This is a genomic window from Mycobacterium sp. GA-2829 (assembly GCF_001499965.1).
In the GTDB taxonomy this organism is placed as follows: domain Bacteria; phylum Actinomycetota; class Actinomycetes; order Mycobacteriales; family Mycobacteriaceae; genus Mycobacterium.
Genome location: NZ_LQIT01000025.1, coordinates 63,806 through 79,035, shown reverse-complemented (window position 1 = coordinate 79,035; position 15,230 = coordinate 63,806). Strand labels below are relative to the sequence as shown.

Here is a 15,230-nt window from a genome sequence, read left to right as displayed (position 1 = left end):
CGACAACGGTGGACGTGGCATAGCAGCACTTCCCATCAGAATCAGCTGCTATTGCAACGACGCCTTGAAACCGCCGCTGAACACTTTCCCACTTCGGCAGCACCACAGTGTCGAGCAACGAGCGATATCCGGCAACGGTTTTCGGCTTGCGGTGCTGTTTGGTGGCGAACCACTGCTCGGCCACCGATCCGAAAGTCTCCGCACTCTTCCGCGGATCGACATACTCGCCGCGCTGCACATCGGCGGTCAGCCCATTTAGGTAGGCCTGCGCATCCGGCTTACGCTGGAAACTCTTGGTGCGCTCGGCTCCACTGGCGTCAACCCACCTGACACGCCATCGCGACACCTTGCCATATACCGCAGACCGCTCAGTGCGCATCGCGCCGTCCGGCGCCTTGACTCGTTTGTGCCAGCGGTCGTCAATTCCCGCTCGCTCGTTTCGAGTCGTCATACGCTGAAAGTACCGCAGTACTCCGCTCCCCTCATCCGCTTCGTTGTCCGGAGGCCGGACCATGAGCCCGCCGAAGACGTCACGACCCCCGAGTCATTGAAAGGCTTTTCTTCAAGCGAATGTGGCTGTGGTCGTGGACAGACCGTCAAGTCACCAGTCACTGTTGGCTCAGGCGAACCGACCATAGCTGAGGAGTAATTTGATGGATTTGCTAGGAGCGAAGGAAGTTTCGGACATCACTGGAGTTCCGATGGGGACGCTGAGGTACTGGCGGCATTCGAATATTGGCCCGGCGAGTTTCACCTTGGGACGCCGAGTCGTTTATCGGAGGGCCGAGGTATTGCGCTGGATATCGGAGCGAGAGAGCGCAACCCGCCGCGGAGGCGGCGACGCCGCTTAGTGCCTGCGCACGAAAAAGACCTCGGGGACTAGCCGAGGCCTTCGTTCGAACCACCCGATCACGCCACACGGAAGTTCCTCATGAGAATAGCGCAGCATGCCCATAAGCGACAGCACCACGGGCAGGAAACCCTTTGAACGGCAGGGGGGAGGGGGACAAGAAGTCAGTCGCGGCACGCTTAGTCGATATGGCCCGGGAACGCTATGTTCTCGGAGTCTCCAAGGACGGCGAACCATTTGGCGCCGAACGCAGTCGACCCCACCTCGCGATACTCCTGCGTGGTGGGAGGGCTGGCCTACGGGCAGATCTCGCCGCTCGCTACTTCACCGAGACCGGTGCGGTCGCCGGGGGCCAAGCACTTACCGACGCCACACTGATTTTGGAAGGTCTGGCGGCCACGCAGGCACCCGACAAGTTGAACCTACGCGTTGCCGACCACCACGGGACGATCTACATCGACACCGGAGATCCAAACGGTCAAGTAATCAAAGTCTGCGACGGAAGGTGGTCGATGGCTCCCACTGCGCCGGTGCGGTTCCTCCGAAATACGAAGCTGACGGGGGCGATGCCGGCACCAAGCTCCCGCGGGGATGTGACGAAGCTCTGGGAGTTCGTCAATGTCGCCGTTGAGGACCGCCCAGTTCTTCTCGCGTACCTAGTAGCTGCTTTGGTTCAGTGCGACGTCCCGCATCCGGTACTAGCCCTGTTTGGCGAGCAAGGTAGCGCTAAAACGACATCGACACGGAGCTTGGTCGAACTCATCGATCCTTCGCCCGCCCCCTTTCGTCAGGCGCCGCGGGACGCGGACTCATGGGCGGTTGCCGCGTCTGGATCGTGGGTCGTTGCTCTGGACAACCTGTCGGCCATCCCGCCGTGGCTGTCGGACTCTTTATGCCGCGCTGCGACAGGCGACGCCATGGTGAAACGGTCTCTATATACCGATGCCGATCTGGCTGTCATCAAGTTTCGTCGATGCGTAATTATCAACGGAATCGACGTCGGCGCCATCCGACCCGATCTGGCAGAGCGGCTAGCGATCGTCGAGCTGCGACGCATCGACCCCAGAATGCGACAGTCAGAGGCCGAGATGCGACAGCGGTGGGAAACAGCTCTACCAGGTATTTTTGGCGGACTACTTGACTTGGCTGCCTCCGTTCACCATCGGTTGGAGACCATCAAAGTTGAGGACTCGCCCAGGATGGCGGACTTCTGTCGCACGCTGGCGGCCGTGGACGAGATCTTGTCGACTAATGGCGTACGCCGGTACATGTCGCGCGCCAATCAGTTGTCTGAGGACAGTTTGTCCGTCGACCCGTTTATCGAACAGCTTCGCTCGCGGACATTAGAACCTGCTGTTGGTCAATCCGGCAGTGATTTGCTGATGCTGCTCACACCGGTCAACGACGACTGGCAACGACCGAGGGACTGGCCGAAGAACGGTCGCGACGTTTCTGGGCTGCTGCGTAGGCACGCACCCGCTCTACGCAACCTCGGATGGGTGATCGAAGATGATGGCGCGCGCAACCGCAGGAATGTACTGCTGTGGACAATCTATCCGCCGTACAAAGATGTTGTGGCTCAGCGAGCCTCGCAACCCTCGCGTCTCTCGCTTACGCAGATCAGCGAGAACGCGAACTTCGACCGGAGTCAGCAGAAAGTTTTGAATGCCGACGCGAAGGCTGGCGAGGGTCGCACGGCGGCAGCGTCGTGACCGTGCGCTGTGGTGCAGGGAATCAGGTGCCCAGATAGTTGATCGCATACCGTTTTATCCGGTCTGATGATGCGCCAATACCGGCGAAGCGTCGACGTGTGGCAGCTCGCCTCGGTGGGTCGGCTGGGTCCTAGAGCTCATCCTGAATCGGCAGCAGCAGGGCGATGGCGTGACCATCCTCCGCCCGGATTTCGAATGAATCCCCTCGTTCGACGCTCAAGAGCACTTTGTCGAAGTTCTCTAGGAGGTCCTGCATTGCAATGATCTTCACGATTGGTCCAAGAGTATGAGGTCACCGGTTACATGCCCGAGAGCAGTGAAGCACCGTGAGGCCAAAGACGGCCGCAGGCGCCACTCTCGCATTCGGCCTTGCATCAGCTGGCGGAGCAGGTCAGGGCGTGGGAGGGCACCAAACTTCCTGGACTGCTCTGCAATCCGCGACAGCTTGCGGGTCTACGACCTCGATGTCGCGAAGCACGGAATCACAATCACCCAAGGAGCACCCATGGTCGGTCAGTGCCTTCATCCAACTGACCAGCACGGTCATTGAACGAGTTCCATCCTCGGAAGATCCTGTAGCCCACGCACGACCAAACGTGGCGGCCGCACTGTCGAGAAACGCTCTGTGCACCACCCGATATGCTTTGTCGAACTCCGATCGAGCCATCCAACCGTACGCAACTAGTTGCGGCACACCGATTTCGCGTTCGATGACGCTTGGGCTCGCAAGGCGAAGGGCAGCGCTCCACTGTTCACGAGCGGTAGCCGGGTATCCGTGTGGCGAAGTGGGCTGAAGCATCAGCAGGTACCGACCGCCTTCCGAGTAATCGGCCCGTCGCCAATCTGGGTCTCGCCCGGGCACCGCTATAGCCGGGGGCGCATGCAGGGTCGTGCGGTCCCAGGTCGGCGGCGGAGGCTGTAGCGAAGCAATTGCGCACACTCTTTTTAGTGCTGAGCTGAGCTGTCTCAGCCTGTTCGCGTAGTCCAGCAGGGGATAACTTTTTAGTGAGGTGTAGTTGCCGCACAGCTCAACCCCAGTTTGAACGTGGAACTCGCGCGTCCAGGCACATGCTTGATCGACGACGTTCGCCAGATACGTATGCTGCCGCGCGAGCTCGGCGCGCCAAGCTTCACCATCTACCTCCTGAGGCAGCGAATCCATTGTCAGGATGAACCGCCTGCAGCGTCGAAAAATGCAGTGATCCAGCCGGTTCCCCGACTGTCGAGGTAGGCATGTGCTGCGGCGTAGATCATGTCTTCCAGCGGCAGGTCCGCCTGCATTGCCCCGCAGTTGTCGTCAGCTATCCACCCCAGGACCACCTCAAGCGCCCGGCAAATAAGCCATTGCCCCTTGTACTCTGCACAGACGGTGTCAGTGCGTTCATCTTCCCAACCCGGCTGCACCATTCCGATGCTGAACCATTGCTGCTGAACCGCTTCGGCGAAACGGGCGCGGTCCGAAGCGTCTACTCTGCCGTCTGCTGCAGCCGGCCATACCGAGTCGAAGTTCGGCGGAATTCGGGGGCCACCGTCGGCGACGATCGCAAGGCGCGCGTCGGAAACGATTGCTTCCGTGACCAGTTTGGCGGCTCGCTGGGTAAGCCCTCTGGCACGAAGTTGCGCTACACGCTCGAAAAGGTCGGGGTACTCCCGCTCCAATCGGTGCGGAGTATTCGCGTTGGCGATAGCGTCCCGTTTTCCGATTGAGGCGGGCATGGACATGCCGGAGCAGGTGGCCCATTCAGTACCCCAGCGTTGCGCGGCAGTCATGAGCGCTGTTACGTCAGACCAGGTGGTCGCTGCAGCGGCTAAGCGCCAGCCAGCCGGCTCCGCGGCCTTGACTTCTGCGAAGGCGATCAGTGTCGCAGCCGGATCGAGATTTCCGATCCATCGGCTACGAAAGCCCTCTCCAATAGCTTGGTCAGACCAGAGCATCCGCACGCCCTTAGGGACCACAATCCCCGCGGGGACGTAACCCGCACCGTGATGTGTCAGCGCCACAACATGCCGATCGCCAGCCGCTGAATACATCAGGCCGACGGCCCACAGTGCGAAGGTTCGGCAGGATTCGGTGGCGTACAACAGTTCCCACGCCAACCGTTTAACCGTCTGTAGATCGCTCGACTCGTTGCGCCGCCGTTCCAAGTCCCGGGCCGCCGCGGCCGCTACCCGGGACGGCAGCGTCGCGGCGGGAGTTGTCAACGCTGCCGTCGCGACCGATGCGGCGGCAGGCGCCATTGAGGTGTGAGCGCCGCCCATCAATGGGACAGCACCGGCGGCCGGTGGAATTGCGGCCGGAACTGAAGGCGGCGGACCCAGCGGCCCCGGGGGCAGCAAGGGTGCTGAAACCGCTGGATAGGGATTAGTACTCGACACTACCTGCGGCCCGGCAATAGACGCTGGCACGGCACCCGTGGTCGCTCCTATTGACGGATGCCAGATTCCACTCGGAGATGCCGCCGGCTGCGCCGGCGTCGCAGTGGCTACGACAGCAGGAAAGCTAGTCGTCTGAGCGCCGGTGACCGATGACAGCGGCGCAGGACCACTTGCAGGCATGACCCCTTGCAGCGCGACAGCAGGAGACGGCGATGCAGATACTGCCGGTCGTACCAAACCCGACTGCGACATTCCTCCAGTGCCCGATCCCGGTAGCGGCGATGCCGAACTTCCGAACGCGGCCAACGAGCCTATGGATGAGGAACGTCCTGGTCCGGCGAGGCCTACCCCACTGCTTCCGATGTCACCAACCGCGGCTACGGACGCAGGACTGGCGCTCTGCGCCGGGGGGTGCGGTGACAGCGATGAAGGACCAGGGGTAGGCCCGGTGCTGACTCGCGGCGCAGTGTTACCAGACCTGGATTCGGCATCAGACGGATCTGGCACCGAAAGACGAGGCTGCGCATCACCGGTCTCCACTGCTGCCTCGGGTGGACGCTCAGGCGATTCGTCGGATCGCTTATCGGTCGACCGATCGTCATCGCCCGTGCTAAACGGATCGCCATTCGGGGGTCCCTCCGGCAGAGGCGTAAATCCCTGGACGAATTGCACAGTTAAAGCGCGGATCTCATCTGCGGCCCCTACTGCGATTCCTCGCGCCCGCGCGGCAGCACTAGTAATGATGTTGATAGCCGTGGGGCTTCTGCTCGGCACGTGTACCAGTTGTTGATGTGCCTCAGCATCAATCGTGTCAATCATCAGCTCAGCACTCATCTGGATCGCCGCAACACTCTGCATCAGATCAGCGGCAGCCTTATCCGCGTCGGCCTTATCGTCGGCCCGAACCTGAATACGCCTGTAGGCATCGTGCATTGCTTCGAAACCATTTGACTGCGCCACACCGACAACCTGCAAGCCGTGCAAGGCGACCCGGTGAGCATCTACTGCAGCCGCAGTCGCCATGGCCAGACGACGTTGAGCAGCAGCCCGTCCTTCAGTTTGCTCGCGGGTGACCGGCCATACATCGGGCGCCACGATGAAGCGTGAATAGCTACGAGCGGGTGGTGAAGCGGCCATTAGCCGACCCCCGTTGCTTCGCATGCACTTTCAGCGGCCCGCAGGGCACTCGAGTACTGATCAACCATGTCGTTGGAAACGGAGGCGGGTTCACGGCGCAAATCTGCGTCGACCACAGCCACGATCGACCGCCGGACATCAGCGAGCGCATCAACAATTTCTCGTGGTACGCCTGGACCTAGCCGGGTGGCCATATAGTTCAACTCCGCACCCACCGCGCTGAAATAGTAGCCCTGCACCCCCAGGCTTTGTGATGACTCCCAGTCATTGGCCCGGTCGACGCGATCGATGAAGGCGCCACGCGCAATCCCAACACCGCTCCTGAAGCTCCTCAGGCCAACACACGCCTCAATTGCCGCGTCGTGCTTTTCTGAGGGCTCCGCAGCAGACGTGGACGAGGTCGACGGCCTTAACGCGTGTTCAGACTGCCCACGTGGGAAGATATTGAGACTCACAGCGAGTGACATGATGGCAACGACGGTGCTAACGACCGCGAGGTAGAACGCCAGCTTGCTCACAGTCACTCCACTACGGATCGAAGCTGTGTCGCGTTCAGTTCATCAACGACAACAAGGGAATTAACTGCTGCGGCCGCTGCAGTGCTCAATGCTTCAACCCGCAGAAGAAGCCCCGCCGCGTGACCCTGCTGGGCAGCGACAGAAGTGAAGTCTGCGAGGCCGGCTGCGGCGTCGATGATGGACAGCCTGCCGCTAGCGATTGGACCGGCCGGTTCAACAGACGCGGCGTCTGAACCGGCCACGCCAGCTGCCGCAATTCCGCCCCACGCGGTGGCCGGCTGCAGATCTAGACGCTCCATGACTCATAAAGTACCGCTTCGCACAGACACTTCGCCACAGCTGAGCACACATTCGTTCAGCGGATAAACCCAGTTCAGTGGGCTGATCTGCATCTTCAAGCAAACAGGACACTGGCAGCCGCGTCATGTCCAGAACGTTTGATTCCAGCCGAACTCTCATATGTCAGGATCAGTCACGCTGGGATTGATGCCGCCGCCTGTTTGCATGGCCAGCCATGCCCCACCAAGTGAAGGCGGAACACGACATGCTTTGCATCTGACGGGGTAGCGCCGAGCCAGGGTACGCGTTAACTCCTATTTGGATAGACCACTTTGCCGAGTTCTCGGGCGGCCTCAAATGTGCTGCGGTCCAATTCTTTACGCCGTGCCCGCTCAGCCACACTCGACAATAGTATCTTCATGGCATCCGCGTTTTGGAGCGCGAATTCTACCGCGTCGCATGCGGAACGAATTACCGGAGCGGTGGCACCGTGTTGCTGTGTACTCGATGCACTTCGGACGGCAGCACGAGGAACCTCGACGATGCGAATCGGTTCTCCGTGCCGCTGTGCTGCCGTACGCGCCGCCGAGGCGTCTCTGCGGCACGTGTCAGAGCAATAGCGACGCGGACGCCCCCGCCGGGAAGTGACTTCGGGATCCAGCATGACCGCATCGCAACGGACGCACCGATTCGGATCGGATGTCGGGTAGTTGTCCGCTGCGATCAGTTGATGATGGTCAACGCCAACTGCGCTATGGCTCCCCAAACTTGCGCCGTTTGCGCTTAGAGCCGCGGCGTTTCGAGACTCCGTTGCACGCTGCGCGCCGCCCTCGTCAGCACGCGCTCTGCGAAGGACATTTTGGAGGTCGCGAACCTCGACCTCCGCGAGAGTAGCGATCGACGCGATCGTCTGACCGCGGTCCCTCATCCGCCCGGTAACCGTTTGCAGGTTGACGAAGTGACTCACACGCTTGCGGGCTGCGTCCATGCGCACGTTTTCATTCACTTGATCGAGGCGCACACTCTCCCAAGCGTCAACGGCGCGCAGCCGCTGGAGCAGCACACGAACCGAGGCGGCATCGTCTACGTTGGCACGTTCAAGGTTCGCGCGTTTCTCGTTCGCCCTACGCTGCGCTTCCACCGCACGCTTGCGCGCCCGCAACTTCTCACTTCCGCTCATAGACGCAAACGTAGGCCGGGCCGCGCGCTATCGTCCACCACCACAGCCACATTCGCGAGCAACTAGGGCTGGCTGCTCGGAATCTCCGAACTGCCTACGATGCCACCGCGCCGTCTACGCAGGGAGAGTCGGTTACTACACCAGTCAGCGGCAAGCCGATTAACCGTCAGTCGTCGACGGTTGTTTCCCCTCACGGCGGCTCATGTAGTTGCCGCGCGCCGCGCGCCGCTCTGCGTCGGCGACGTCAGCGTTGAACGTGGCGGCGAACTCTGTGTACTTGACGTCGAGCTGGTGCTCGTCAGGCGGCGCGGGTCGCACGGCGGCTGGATTCGTGAGGGCGTAGTAGGCGTAGCGGCTGTCGAGACGGTTTTCCGGCACCAAGGTGATTAGCCGTGGGGTGAGGCCGCACTCTGCCGCCAGGTTCCAAAACTCTTCGATGGTGAAGGTGGTGGTCGATGCGAGGTTTCGGTCGTAGGCTGTCCCGGCGAAGCCGCGGGTCCGACGATCGCTGGTGTGGTACTTGATTTGGACCAGCGCCATGCCTCCGGGGGCCAACACGGTGCGGGCAATTTCAAGGATGGCCCGCACCGCGTTCGCGCCCGTCGTTAGCTCGATCACGTACAGACACAGGAAGACATCGCAGATGCCCGCCAATCCGACGGTGGCTTGTTCGGGGCAGGCGAGGTCGATGCGCCGTGTCTCGACGGGTGTCGTGCACGTTGCGCGGACTTGTCGGACGCATTCGTCGAGGTTTTCTTGGGAGATGTCGGCGGCGATGAAGCGCTGCGCATGGGTGGCGAAAGCCACGGCGTTGGCCCCGCCGCCGGCGCCCCACTCCATCACCGTGTTCGGGCTGGGCGAATTAAGGGCTCGGGCGAAGGTTTCATAGATCTTCCAGTGGTCGTCACCAACCTCTAGCCAGGCTTGATCGCCGATTCCGTTGCGCCAGTGTGAGTTCGCTTCCCAGGCCGATCCTGTGGGCGCAGACCAGTAGCGGGCGGCTTGCCGGGCGATCCGGTTCCGGAATCGCCGCCTTCCCGCTGCTGCCAGCGCTGCTGCCAGGATTCGCTCGCCTCGCACTGCCACGTCGATACCTCCGGTCAAGGACTTATTTCCGGTTGGGCTGACAGTAACCGGCCTTCCCTGGACATGGCCGCCTTCGACGCCGGAGCGACCCCGCACCAGTCGCCGCACTCTAGGACTCGACGATCATCCCGCCGATTGGAACGGGTGTCGCGTCCACACCAGCCAGCTAAGCAACCGGCGCCGACGATCGCTAGCGGCACACCACTGCGCCTCCAGAGACACCTCCGGGCAGCTTGTGGGCCAGCCAGCGCGCGCCCGGTGGCCGAGCGGGCAAGGAATCCTCGGACAGCTATCTGGAGGCTGTTGGCGCTGCTAGGGGGCACGACATTGTGCGGCGCTGAACCGGCGGTGGTGCGCGCATCTGCAATGATCGAGCGAGCGGCATTGCGCAAGGAGGGGCCATGGCGAGGTCTGACCTGGTGATTGATCTGGTCGAGGCGCAGCAGCGTGGCGACGTCGCCCGCTTTCGCATGCTGGTGGAGGCGATCATCGCCGAGGAGCGCAACAATCAGCACCATCTTGTGGCTGATCGTCTGTCCGGTGCTCGCAGCCTGCTCGCCCGTGATGACACCGCCCGCCAGGTCGCTGATTTGGTCACCGAAATTGTGCCTAAGCGGCGATTGTCAGAGGTGCATCTGGCGCCGGCCGTCACGACGGCGGTGACCGAGATCATCGAGGAGCATCACCGTAGCGAGCTTCTCCGCAGCCACGGCCTGGAACCGCGCAACCGCATCCTTTTGGAAGGTCCGCCTGGCAACGGTAAAACCTCGCTTGCTGAAGCATTGGCAGCGGAGTTGATGGTGCCGTTCTACGCCGTGCGTTACGAGGGAGTCGTATCTAGCTTTCTCGGAGAAACAACGAGTCGAATCGATCACGTTTTCGAGTTCGCAAGGACTCGGCGCTGCGTGCTCTTTCTCGACGAGTTCGACACCATCGCCAAGGAGCGCTCCGACGCGCACGAAACCGGCGAAATCAAGCGCGTCGTTTCGACGCTGCTCCTACAGATCGATCGCTTGCCCTCCCACGTCGTCGCCGTCTGCGCGACCAACCATGGCGAACTGCTCGACCGCGCGGCATGGCGCCGCTTTCAGGTGCGGTTAACACTGCCTCCCCCGTCGCGCATACAGGCCACGGCTTTTCTCGAGCAGCTGCGTATGCGGCTCGGCGGGAACCTCGGTATGGCGCCGCGCACCCTCGCCGACAAGCTTGCCGGCGCCAGCTACGCCGACATTGAGAAGTTCGCGCTGGATGTCATGCGGCGCTATGTGTTGTCGCTACCCGATGGCCGTGTCGAGGATGTGGTGCGCGAACGGCTCAAGCAGCGCAACGCCATGAGGGAGATGTGACCTCTGTCCTTCGGCGCCCCGCACGGTGACGCGCGCTGTCCCGTCGACAATCTGAGCCATTTCCGGACGCGAACAGCGACGTGCGCTACTGCCGCATCGGCGAGGTCTCAAGAGAAGCCGGTGTTGGTTATCGCCAAACGGCGGTGGTTGAGACTCGCAGACGAAGGGTCGCATCGAGCCATCTACGTAGGACGGCAGTAGTTGATGACGAATGAATCTCGGTCGTATTGAGATGTGGCCTCATGCAGCCAGTGTCGGGGGTGGCGCTGTCATCCTGGTTCGGTGGCGCCTAGGACAGCGAAGAAGACCGACAGCCGGTTAGCGGCTCGGCTTGCCGCGCTCGCCTCACTAGGTGCTTCTGTCATCCACTTCGCCGTCGTTCCCGCCCACTGGCAGGAATGGATGCCAGCGGGCCCGTTTTTCGCTGCCATCGCTCTGTTCCAACTGTTGTGGGCGCGGCTAGTACTCACCCGTACCACCACCCCGGTGCTGGCTCTTGGCATCTTGGTCAACCTTGCCGTTATTGCGCTTTGGTCCGTGTCGAGAACCGCGGGAGCGCCGCTCGGGCCCCACGCCGGTCAAGCCGAACTGATACAAGCCGCGGACCTATGCGCGTTGCTGCTTCAGATCTATGTCGTCATGGGCGCTGGCTGGGTCTGGCACCGCGGCCTTCAAGGAGAACCGGTGCCCGCCTTCGGCAGTGCCATGGTGCTCCTGGGCGCGATTGGGATCGTCACGTTGGCGTCCACAGTGGGCGCTGCCTCTGGTCTACGGCACGGCCACCACGCCCCGGCCGGCGCTGAAGCAGGGGCTCATCACCACGGACCTGGTGCAGAGCAGACTGACGACCATCACAGCCATCCTGAACCATCCCCTGCAGCGCCCGCTGGGGAGCCCGCCTCCGATGATCACGGAACCAGTGCAGAACACGTCGACGACCATCACAATCACGATCCGGAGCCGACGTCTTCCCCGCCTGCCGTGCTCCCAGTCGAAGCTCCTGCGCCCGGCGCTGGCTCTGGCGGCGCGCCTGAGCAGGCTACGCCCGTGCCCATCAGCGAGCCGCTTCCAGCGGCGACGCCGCTAGACGACCACCAAGACCACGACCATGTGCATTGACCTACGTCTGTATGGCCAATCCACGGCCTGACGGCTAGTTTCCGCCCGTCAGGTCTGCCCGCCCGATGGCGTCGCCCGGATGACGCACGATGTCGAGGACCGACATTCCGATGCCGTAGGTGGATAACCATCGCCTCGGCCGGACCGCGATGAAGCACAGCTCAGCACGCTGAGCGACGATGCGCTCCTCGGCGGCGAGAATGCGACGGAGGAACCAGTCCGCATGGAATGCCCCTCGCGCGTCAGCGTTTTCGTGGTTCAGTATTTCGGCCGACCCCGCAAACTGGACAGCTGCCGGCGGCATCATGGGGAGAAAGCGGTGCGGCACGGGAATGACGAAGGCTACCTGTGGTCGTCGTCGAATGTTTCCAACCTTGACGTTCGTAGTACGGGTCGTGATGTACAACGTCAGGTTTGTGCCTTCACCGGCCGCTGCGTACGTGACGGCCGTCGCGTGGGGGTTGCCGCTGCTATCGAGCGTCGACAGGGTGCCGAACGACCGTCGTCGAATCGAATTTTCGACAGTGGCGAGGTCGGTCACTGGTGCTCCTTCCTCCGCTTCCCCGGCTCCGATTGGGTGGCTTGTCGCTCAGCTACACGCCGTCTACGGCGCATCCGAAAGTACCGGCGGTCGACGGATAATTGAGAATTCGACCGGCGACTGCATTCGCTTTCTTCGTGCGAAGCTCCACATGGTGGGGAGCGGCGATTCGAACTTCCCATGGTCGCCGGAGGCTCCACATGGTGGGCCGTCCCCTAACGGTTGAGAACGGCACGGGTACTCGCCTCGGGCGCCAAATCGAGGCGGCGCAGAAGTTGCGCGTTGAGCGCGACGACGATCGTTGACAGTGACATGAGGATGGCGCCGACCGACATGGGCAGCACGATGCCGATGGGTGCCAGCACACCTGCAGCCAGGGGCACAGAGATGAGGTTGTACCCGGCGCCCCACCAGAGATTCTGTTTCATCTTGCGGTAGCTGGCGCGGGACAGCTCGATGACCGACAGCACCGAGCGGGGGTCGGAACTGGCCAGGATGACACCGGCGGAAGCGATGGCGACGTCAGTGCCGGCACCGATGGCGATGCCGACGTCGGCCTGCGCCAAGGCGGGGGCATCGTTGACTCCATCGCCGACCATGGCAACCTTTTTGCCCTCGTGTTGCAGGGCAGCAACTTTCGACGCCTTGTCTTCGGGGCGCACCCCCGCGAACACCCGGTCGATGCCCAGTTCGTGGCCGACACTATTGGCGACGGCTTCGGCGTCGCCGGTGATCATGACGACTTGCACGCCAAGCTTGTGAAGCGCATCGACGGCTTCGCGGGATTCGGGGCGGATCTCGTCGGCCAAGCGCAGGCCGCCGAGCACCTCTCCGTCGCGGATGACGTGCAGAATGATGGCGCCTTCCCCGCGCCATGCGGTGGCCGCGGGGACCTCCTGGGCGCCGACTTCTTCGAGAAGTCGGGGGCCGCCCACTCGGATTTCGTGCCCGTCGACCGTCGCAGTCACACCGACGGCAGGAGAGGACGAGAAGCCGCTGGCGCGCGGCACCGTTAATCCCCTATCCTCGGCGGCTTTCACGATGGCCCGCGCCAGGGGGTGTTCACTGTCGGTCTCGGCGGCGGCGGCGAGCGCGAGCACGGTGTCGCCGTCGTCGTCTCCGGTCGCCTCGACGGCGGTGACGGTGGGTTCGCCTTTCGTCAGGGTGCCGGTCTTGTCGAACAGCACGGCGTCGACAGTGCGCATACCTTCCAGGGCCAGCCGGTCTTTGATCAAGACGCCGCCTCTGGCGGCGCGTTCGGTGGCGATGGACACGACCAGTGGTATCGCCAGGCCCAGCGCATGAGGGCAGGCGATGACCAGCACGGTGATCGCTCGTACCACCGAGGCATCGGGATTGCCGACGATTGTCCATGCCGCTGCGGTGATCGCGGCGGTGATCAGGGCGAACCAGAACAGCCAGCCGGCGGCCTTGTCGGCAAGGCGCTGGGCACGCGAGGACGAATTCTGCGCTTCGGTGACTAGGCGTTGGATGCCTGCTAGGGCGGTGTCGTCGCCGGTGGCGGTGATCTCGACCCGAAGCCCGGAATCGGTGGCGACGGTGCCGGCTGTGACGGGATCCCCGACGCCGCGGGTAACGGGCCGGGATTCGCCGGTCACCATGGACTCGTCCATGTCGGCGCGTCCGTCGACGATCTTGCCGTCGGCAGGGATGCTGCCGCCGGGTCGGACTACAACGACATCGCCGACGTGCAGGTCGGTCGGCGAGACGGTGACGGTGCGGTCGCCGTCGATCTTCTCGGCTTCGTCGGGAAGTAGTGCGGCCAGTGAGTCCAGCGCTGAGGTGGTCTGGGCCAGCGAGCGCATTTCTACCCAGTGGCCGAGCAGCATGATGACGATGAGAAGGGCGAGTTCCCACCAGAATTCCAGCTCGTGGTGGAGCAGGCCCAAGCTCGCGCCCCAGGACGCGAAAAAGGCGACGGTGATCGCCAGTCCGATCAGGAGCATCATTCCTGGTTTGCGGGAACGGATCTCGTTCAGCGCACCGGTGAGGAAGGGGCGGCCACCGACGACGTACATCACTGTCCCGAGCAGGGGCGCGATCCAGCGTGCGCCGGGGAAGTCGGGGACGTCGTAACCGAGCAGCATCGCGAACATGGTTGAGAACGCGACGACCGGTATGGCGATGATCAGGTTGATCCAGAAGAGCTTGCGGAATTGGGCCACGTGGTCACCGCCGTGGCCGCTATGGCCAGTGTGGCCGGTGTGATTGTCATGGCCGTGGTGTTCGCCGTGTGGGTGGGTGTCAGGGTGTGCGCTGGGGAATTGGTGCTGGGCGTGCCCGCCAGGGTGGGATGTTGCTACGCCGTGGTCATCGCGGTTTGTCATGTTCTTTCCTTAGGGGACTTCGCGTTTCAGTCGACGCGCATTGATGATGTGGGTGTTAGGAACGCACCAAGCGGGCGATGGCTTCAGAGGCTTCTGTGAGTTTGGCGTCAGCGGCCGGTCCGCCGGTGGCGGCGGCGTCACGGACGCAGTGGCGAAGATGGTCGTCAAGCAGTGCCAGCGCGACGCCTTGGAGGGCTTTGGTGAGCGCGTCTGTTTGGGTCAGGATGTCGATGCAGTACCGCTCCTCTTCGATCATTCTGCTGATGCCGCGGGCTTGGCCTTCGATGCGCTTCAACCGCTTGAGGTATTTGTCTTTATCGGTGATGTAGCCGTGGTGGGTGGTGCCTGTTGAGGGGCAGTGCCTGGTGTTGTCGGCGTGGGTCATGACGCTTTCCTTGTGCGTGGTGGTGACTAACTTTGGGTGCCCGGCGAGGAGTGCGCGACGAGGGTCGCGGTCATGCGGCGGAGGCATACTTGTCGGGGTCGCGGTCGAAGCGTGGTCCGCATCCCTTGCAGCAGAACCAGTAACGCCGACCGCGATAGTCACGGAATAGTCCCGCTGCTTCGGCGATCGTCTTGTTCACCGGAGTGCCGGGCATCACGGGGCAGGTGGTCTCGTTCTGCGATCCGAGGTGAAGCAGGTTCCTCGCCGTAGGGTCGATGGGTGAGGTATCGATTTTGTCGGCTGCGCCGCTGCAGCAGCAGGCTGACGTGCGGTTCTGATTCTCGGACATGGGT

The 15,230-nt window shown here is 62.6% G+C and carries 15 protein-coding genes and 1 pseudogene; 5 read left to right on the top strand and 11 right to left on the bottom strand.

All coding sequences use genetic code 11. From position 1 onward, the window contains the following. Positions 1-451: pseudogene (locus AU194_RS31285) on the bottom strand (hypothetical protein); the annotation flags it as partial. Between the two features lie 202 nt (positions 452-653). Here AU194_RS31285 and AU194_RS31280 point away from each other — a divergent pair. Both AU194_RS31280 and AU194_RS31275 read left to right on the top strand, forming a co-directional pair. Then, positions 654-851, top strand: a complete 198-nt coding sequence (locus AU194_RS31280; protein WP_011856752.1) for an AlpA family transcriptional regulator — start codon at positions 654-656, stop codon at positions 849-851. Between the two features lie 187 nt (positions 852-1,038). After that, positions 1,039-2,562, top strand: coding sequence for an ATP-binding protein (locus AU194_RS31275; protein WP_231743427.1), 1,524 nt, complete (start codon positions 1,039-1,041; stop codon positions 2,560-2,562). A 130-nt stretch (positions 2,563-2,692) separates the two neighbouring features. Here the strand turns inward: AU194_RS31275 and AU194_RS31860 are convergent, their stop codons facing one another. Continuing rightward, positions 2,693-2,833, bottom strand: a complete 141-nt coding sequence (locus tag AU194_RS31860; protein WP_157576146.1) for a hypothetical protein — start codon at positions 2,831-2,833, stop codon at positions 2,693-2,695. An 893-nt stretch (positions 2,834-3,726) separates the two neighbouring features. Continuing rightward, positions 3,727-4,821, bottom strand: a complete 1,095-nt coding sequence (locus AU194_RS32645; RefSeq protein ID WP_231743426.1) for a hypothetical protein — start codon at positions 4,819-4,821, stop codon at positions 3,727-3,729. A gap of 891 nt (positions 4,822-5,712) precedes the next feature. Here AU194_RS32645 and AU194_RS32640 point away from each other — a divergent pair. After that, the gene (locus tag AU194_RS32640; RefSeq protein ID WP_231743425.1) at positions 5,713-5,889 is read left to right on the top strand and encodes a hypothetical protein; all 177 of its coding nucleotides are present in this window, start codon (positions 5,713-5,715) and stop codon (positions 5,887-5,889) included. A 185-nt stretch (positions 5,890-6,074) separates the two neighbouring features. Here AU194_RS32640 and AU194_RS16645 read toward each other — a convergent pair whose 3' ends face one another. From AU194_RS16645 to AU194_RS31855, 4 genes are all read right to left on the bottom strand, one after another. Further along, entirely contained in the window at positions 6,075-6,593 is a 519-nt protein-coding gene (locus AU194_RS16645) for a hypothetical protein (RefSeq protein ID WP_231743424.1), read from the bottom strand. Positions 6,594-6,595: 2 nt separating this feature from the next. Next, positions 6,596-6,892: a hypothetical protein gene (locus tag AU194_RS31265; protein ID WP_082698685.1), complete on the bottom strand. Its 297-nt coding sequence runs from the start codon at positions 6,890-6,892 to the stop codon at positions 6,596-6,598. A 287-nt stretch (positions 6,893-7,179) separates the two neighbouring features. Then, complete coding sequence (locus AU194_RS31260; RefSeq protein WP_082698684.1) at positions 7,180-8,052, bottom strand: hypothetical protein; 873 nt, start codon at positions 8,050-8,052, stop codon at positions 7,180-7,182. 159 nt (positions 8,053-8,211) lie between these two features. Then, entirely contained in the window at positions 8,212-9,138 is a 927-nt protein-coding gene (locus AU194_RS31855; protein ID WP_157576144.1) for a class I SAM-dependent methyltransferase, read from the bottom strand. Positions 9,139-9,539: 401 nt separating this feature from the next. Between AU194_RS31855 and AU194_RS16635 the strand changes: the two genes are divergently transcribed. Further along, positions 9,540-10,484, top strand: coding sequence for an AAA family ATPase (locus AU194_RS16635; RefSeq protein WP_059090341.1), 945 nt, complete (start codon positions 9,540-9,542; stop codon positions 10,482-10,484). A 234-nt stretch (positions 10,485-10,718) separates the two neighbouring features. Continuing rightward, positions 10,719-11,603, top strand: coding sequence for a hypothetical protein (locus AU194_RS32635; RefSeq protein ID WP_082698683.1), 885 nt, complete (start codon positions 10,719-10,721; stop codon positions 11,601-11,603). Between the two features lie 34 nt (positions 11,604-11,637). Here the strand turns inward: AU194_RS32635 and AU194_RS16630 are convergent, their stop codons facing one another. The 4 genes from AU194_RS16630 to AU194_RS31250 all read right to left on the bottom strand — a co-directional run bounded on the left by AU194_RS16630 (position 11,638) and on the right by AU194_RS31250 (position 15,226). Then, positions 11,638-12,144 carry a pyridoxamine 5'-phosphate oxidase family protein gene (locus tag AU194_RS16630; RefSeq protein ID WP_059090340.1) on the bottom strand — a complete coding sequence of 169 codons (507 nt, stop codon included), beginning with the start codon at positions 12,142-12,144 and terminating at the stop codon, positions 11,638-11,640. A gap of 215 nt (positions 12,145-12,359) precedes the next feature. After that, complete coding sequence (locus tag AU194_RS16625; RefSeq protein WP_059090339.1) at positions 12,360-14,492, bottom strand: heavy metal translocating P-type ATPase; 2,133 nt, start codon at positions 14,490-14,492, stop codon at positions 12,360-12,362. 55 nt (positions 14,493-14,547) lie between these two features. Then, the gene (locus AU194_RS16620; protein ID WP_011856766.1) at positions 14,548-14,877 is read right to left on the bottom strand and encodes a metal-sensitive transcriptional regulator; all 330 of its coding nucleotides are present in this window, start codon (positions 14,875-14,877) and stop codon (positions 14,548-14,550) included. A 70-nt stretch (positions 14,878-14,947) separates the two neighbouring features. Then, on the bottom strand, positions 14,948-15,226 hold the full coding sequence (locus AU194_RS31250) for a YHS domain-containing protein (protein WP_073681638.1): 279 nt from the start codon (positions 15,224-15,226) through the stop codon (positions 14,948-14,950). Between the last annotated feature and the right edge of the window lie 4 nt (positions 15,227-15,230).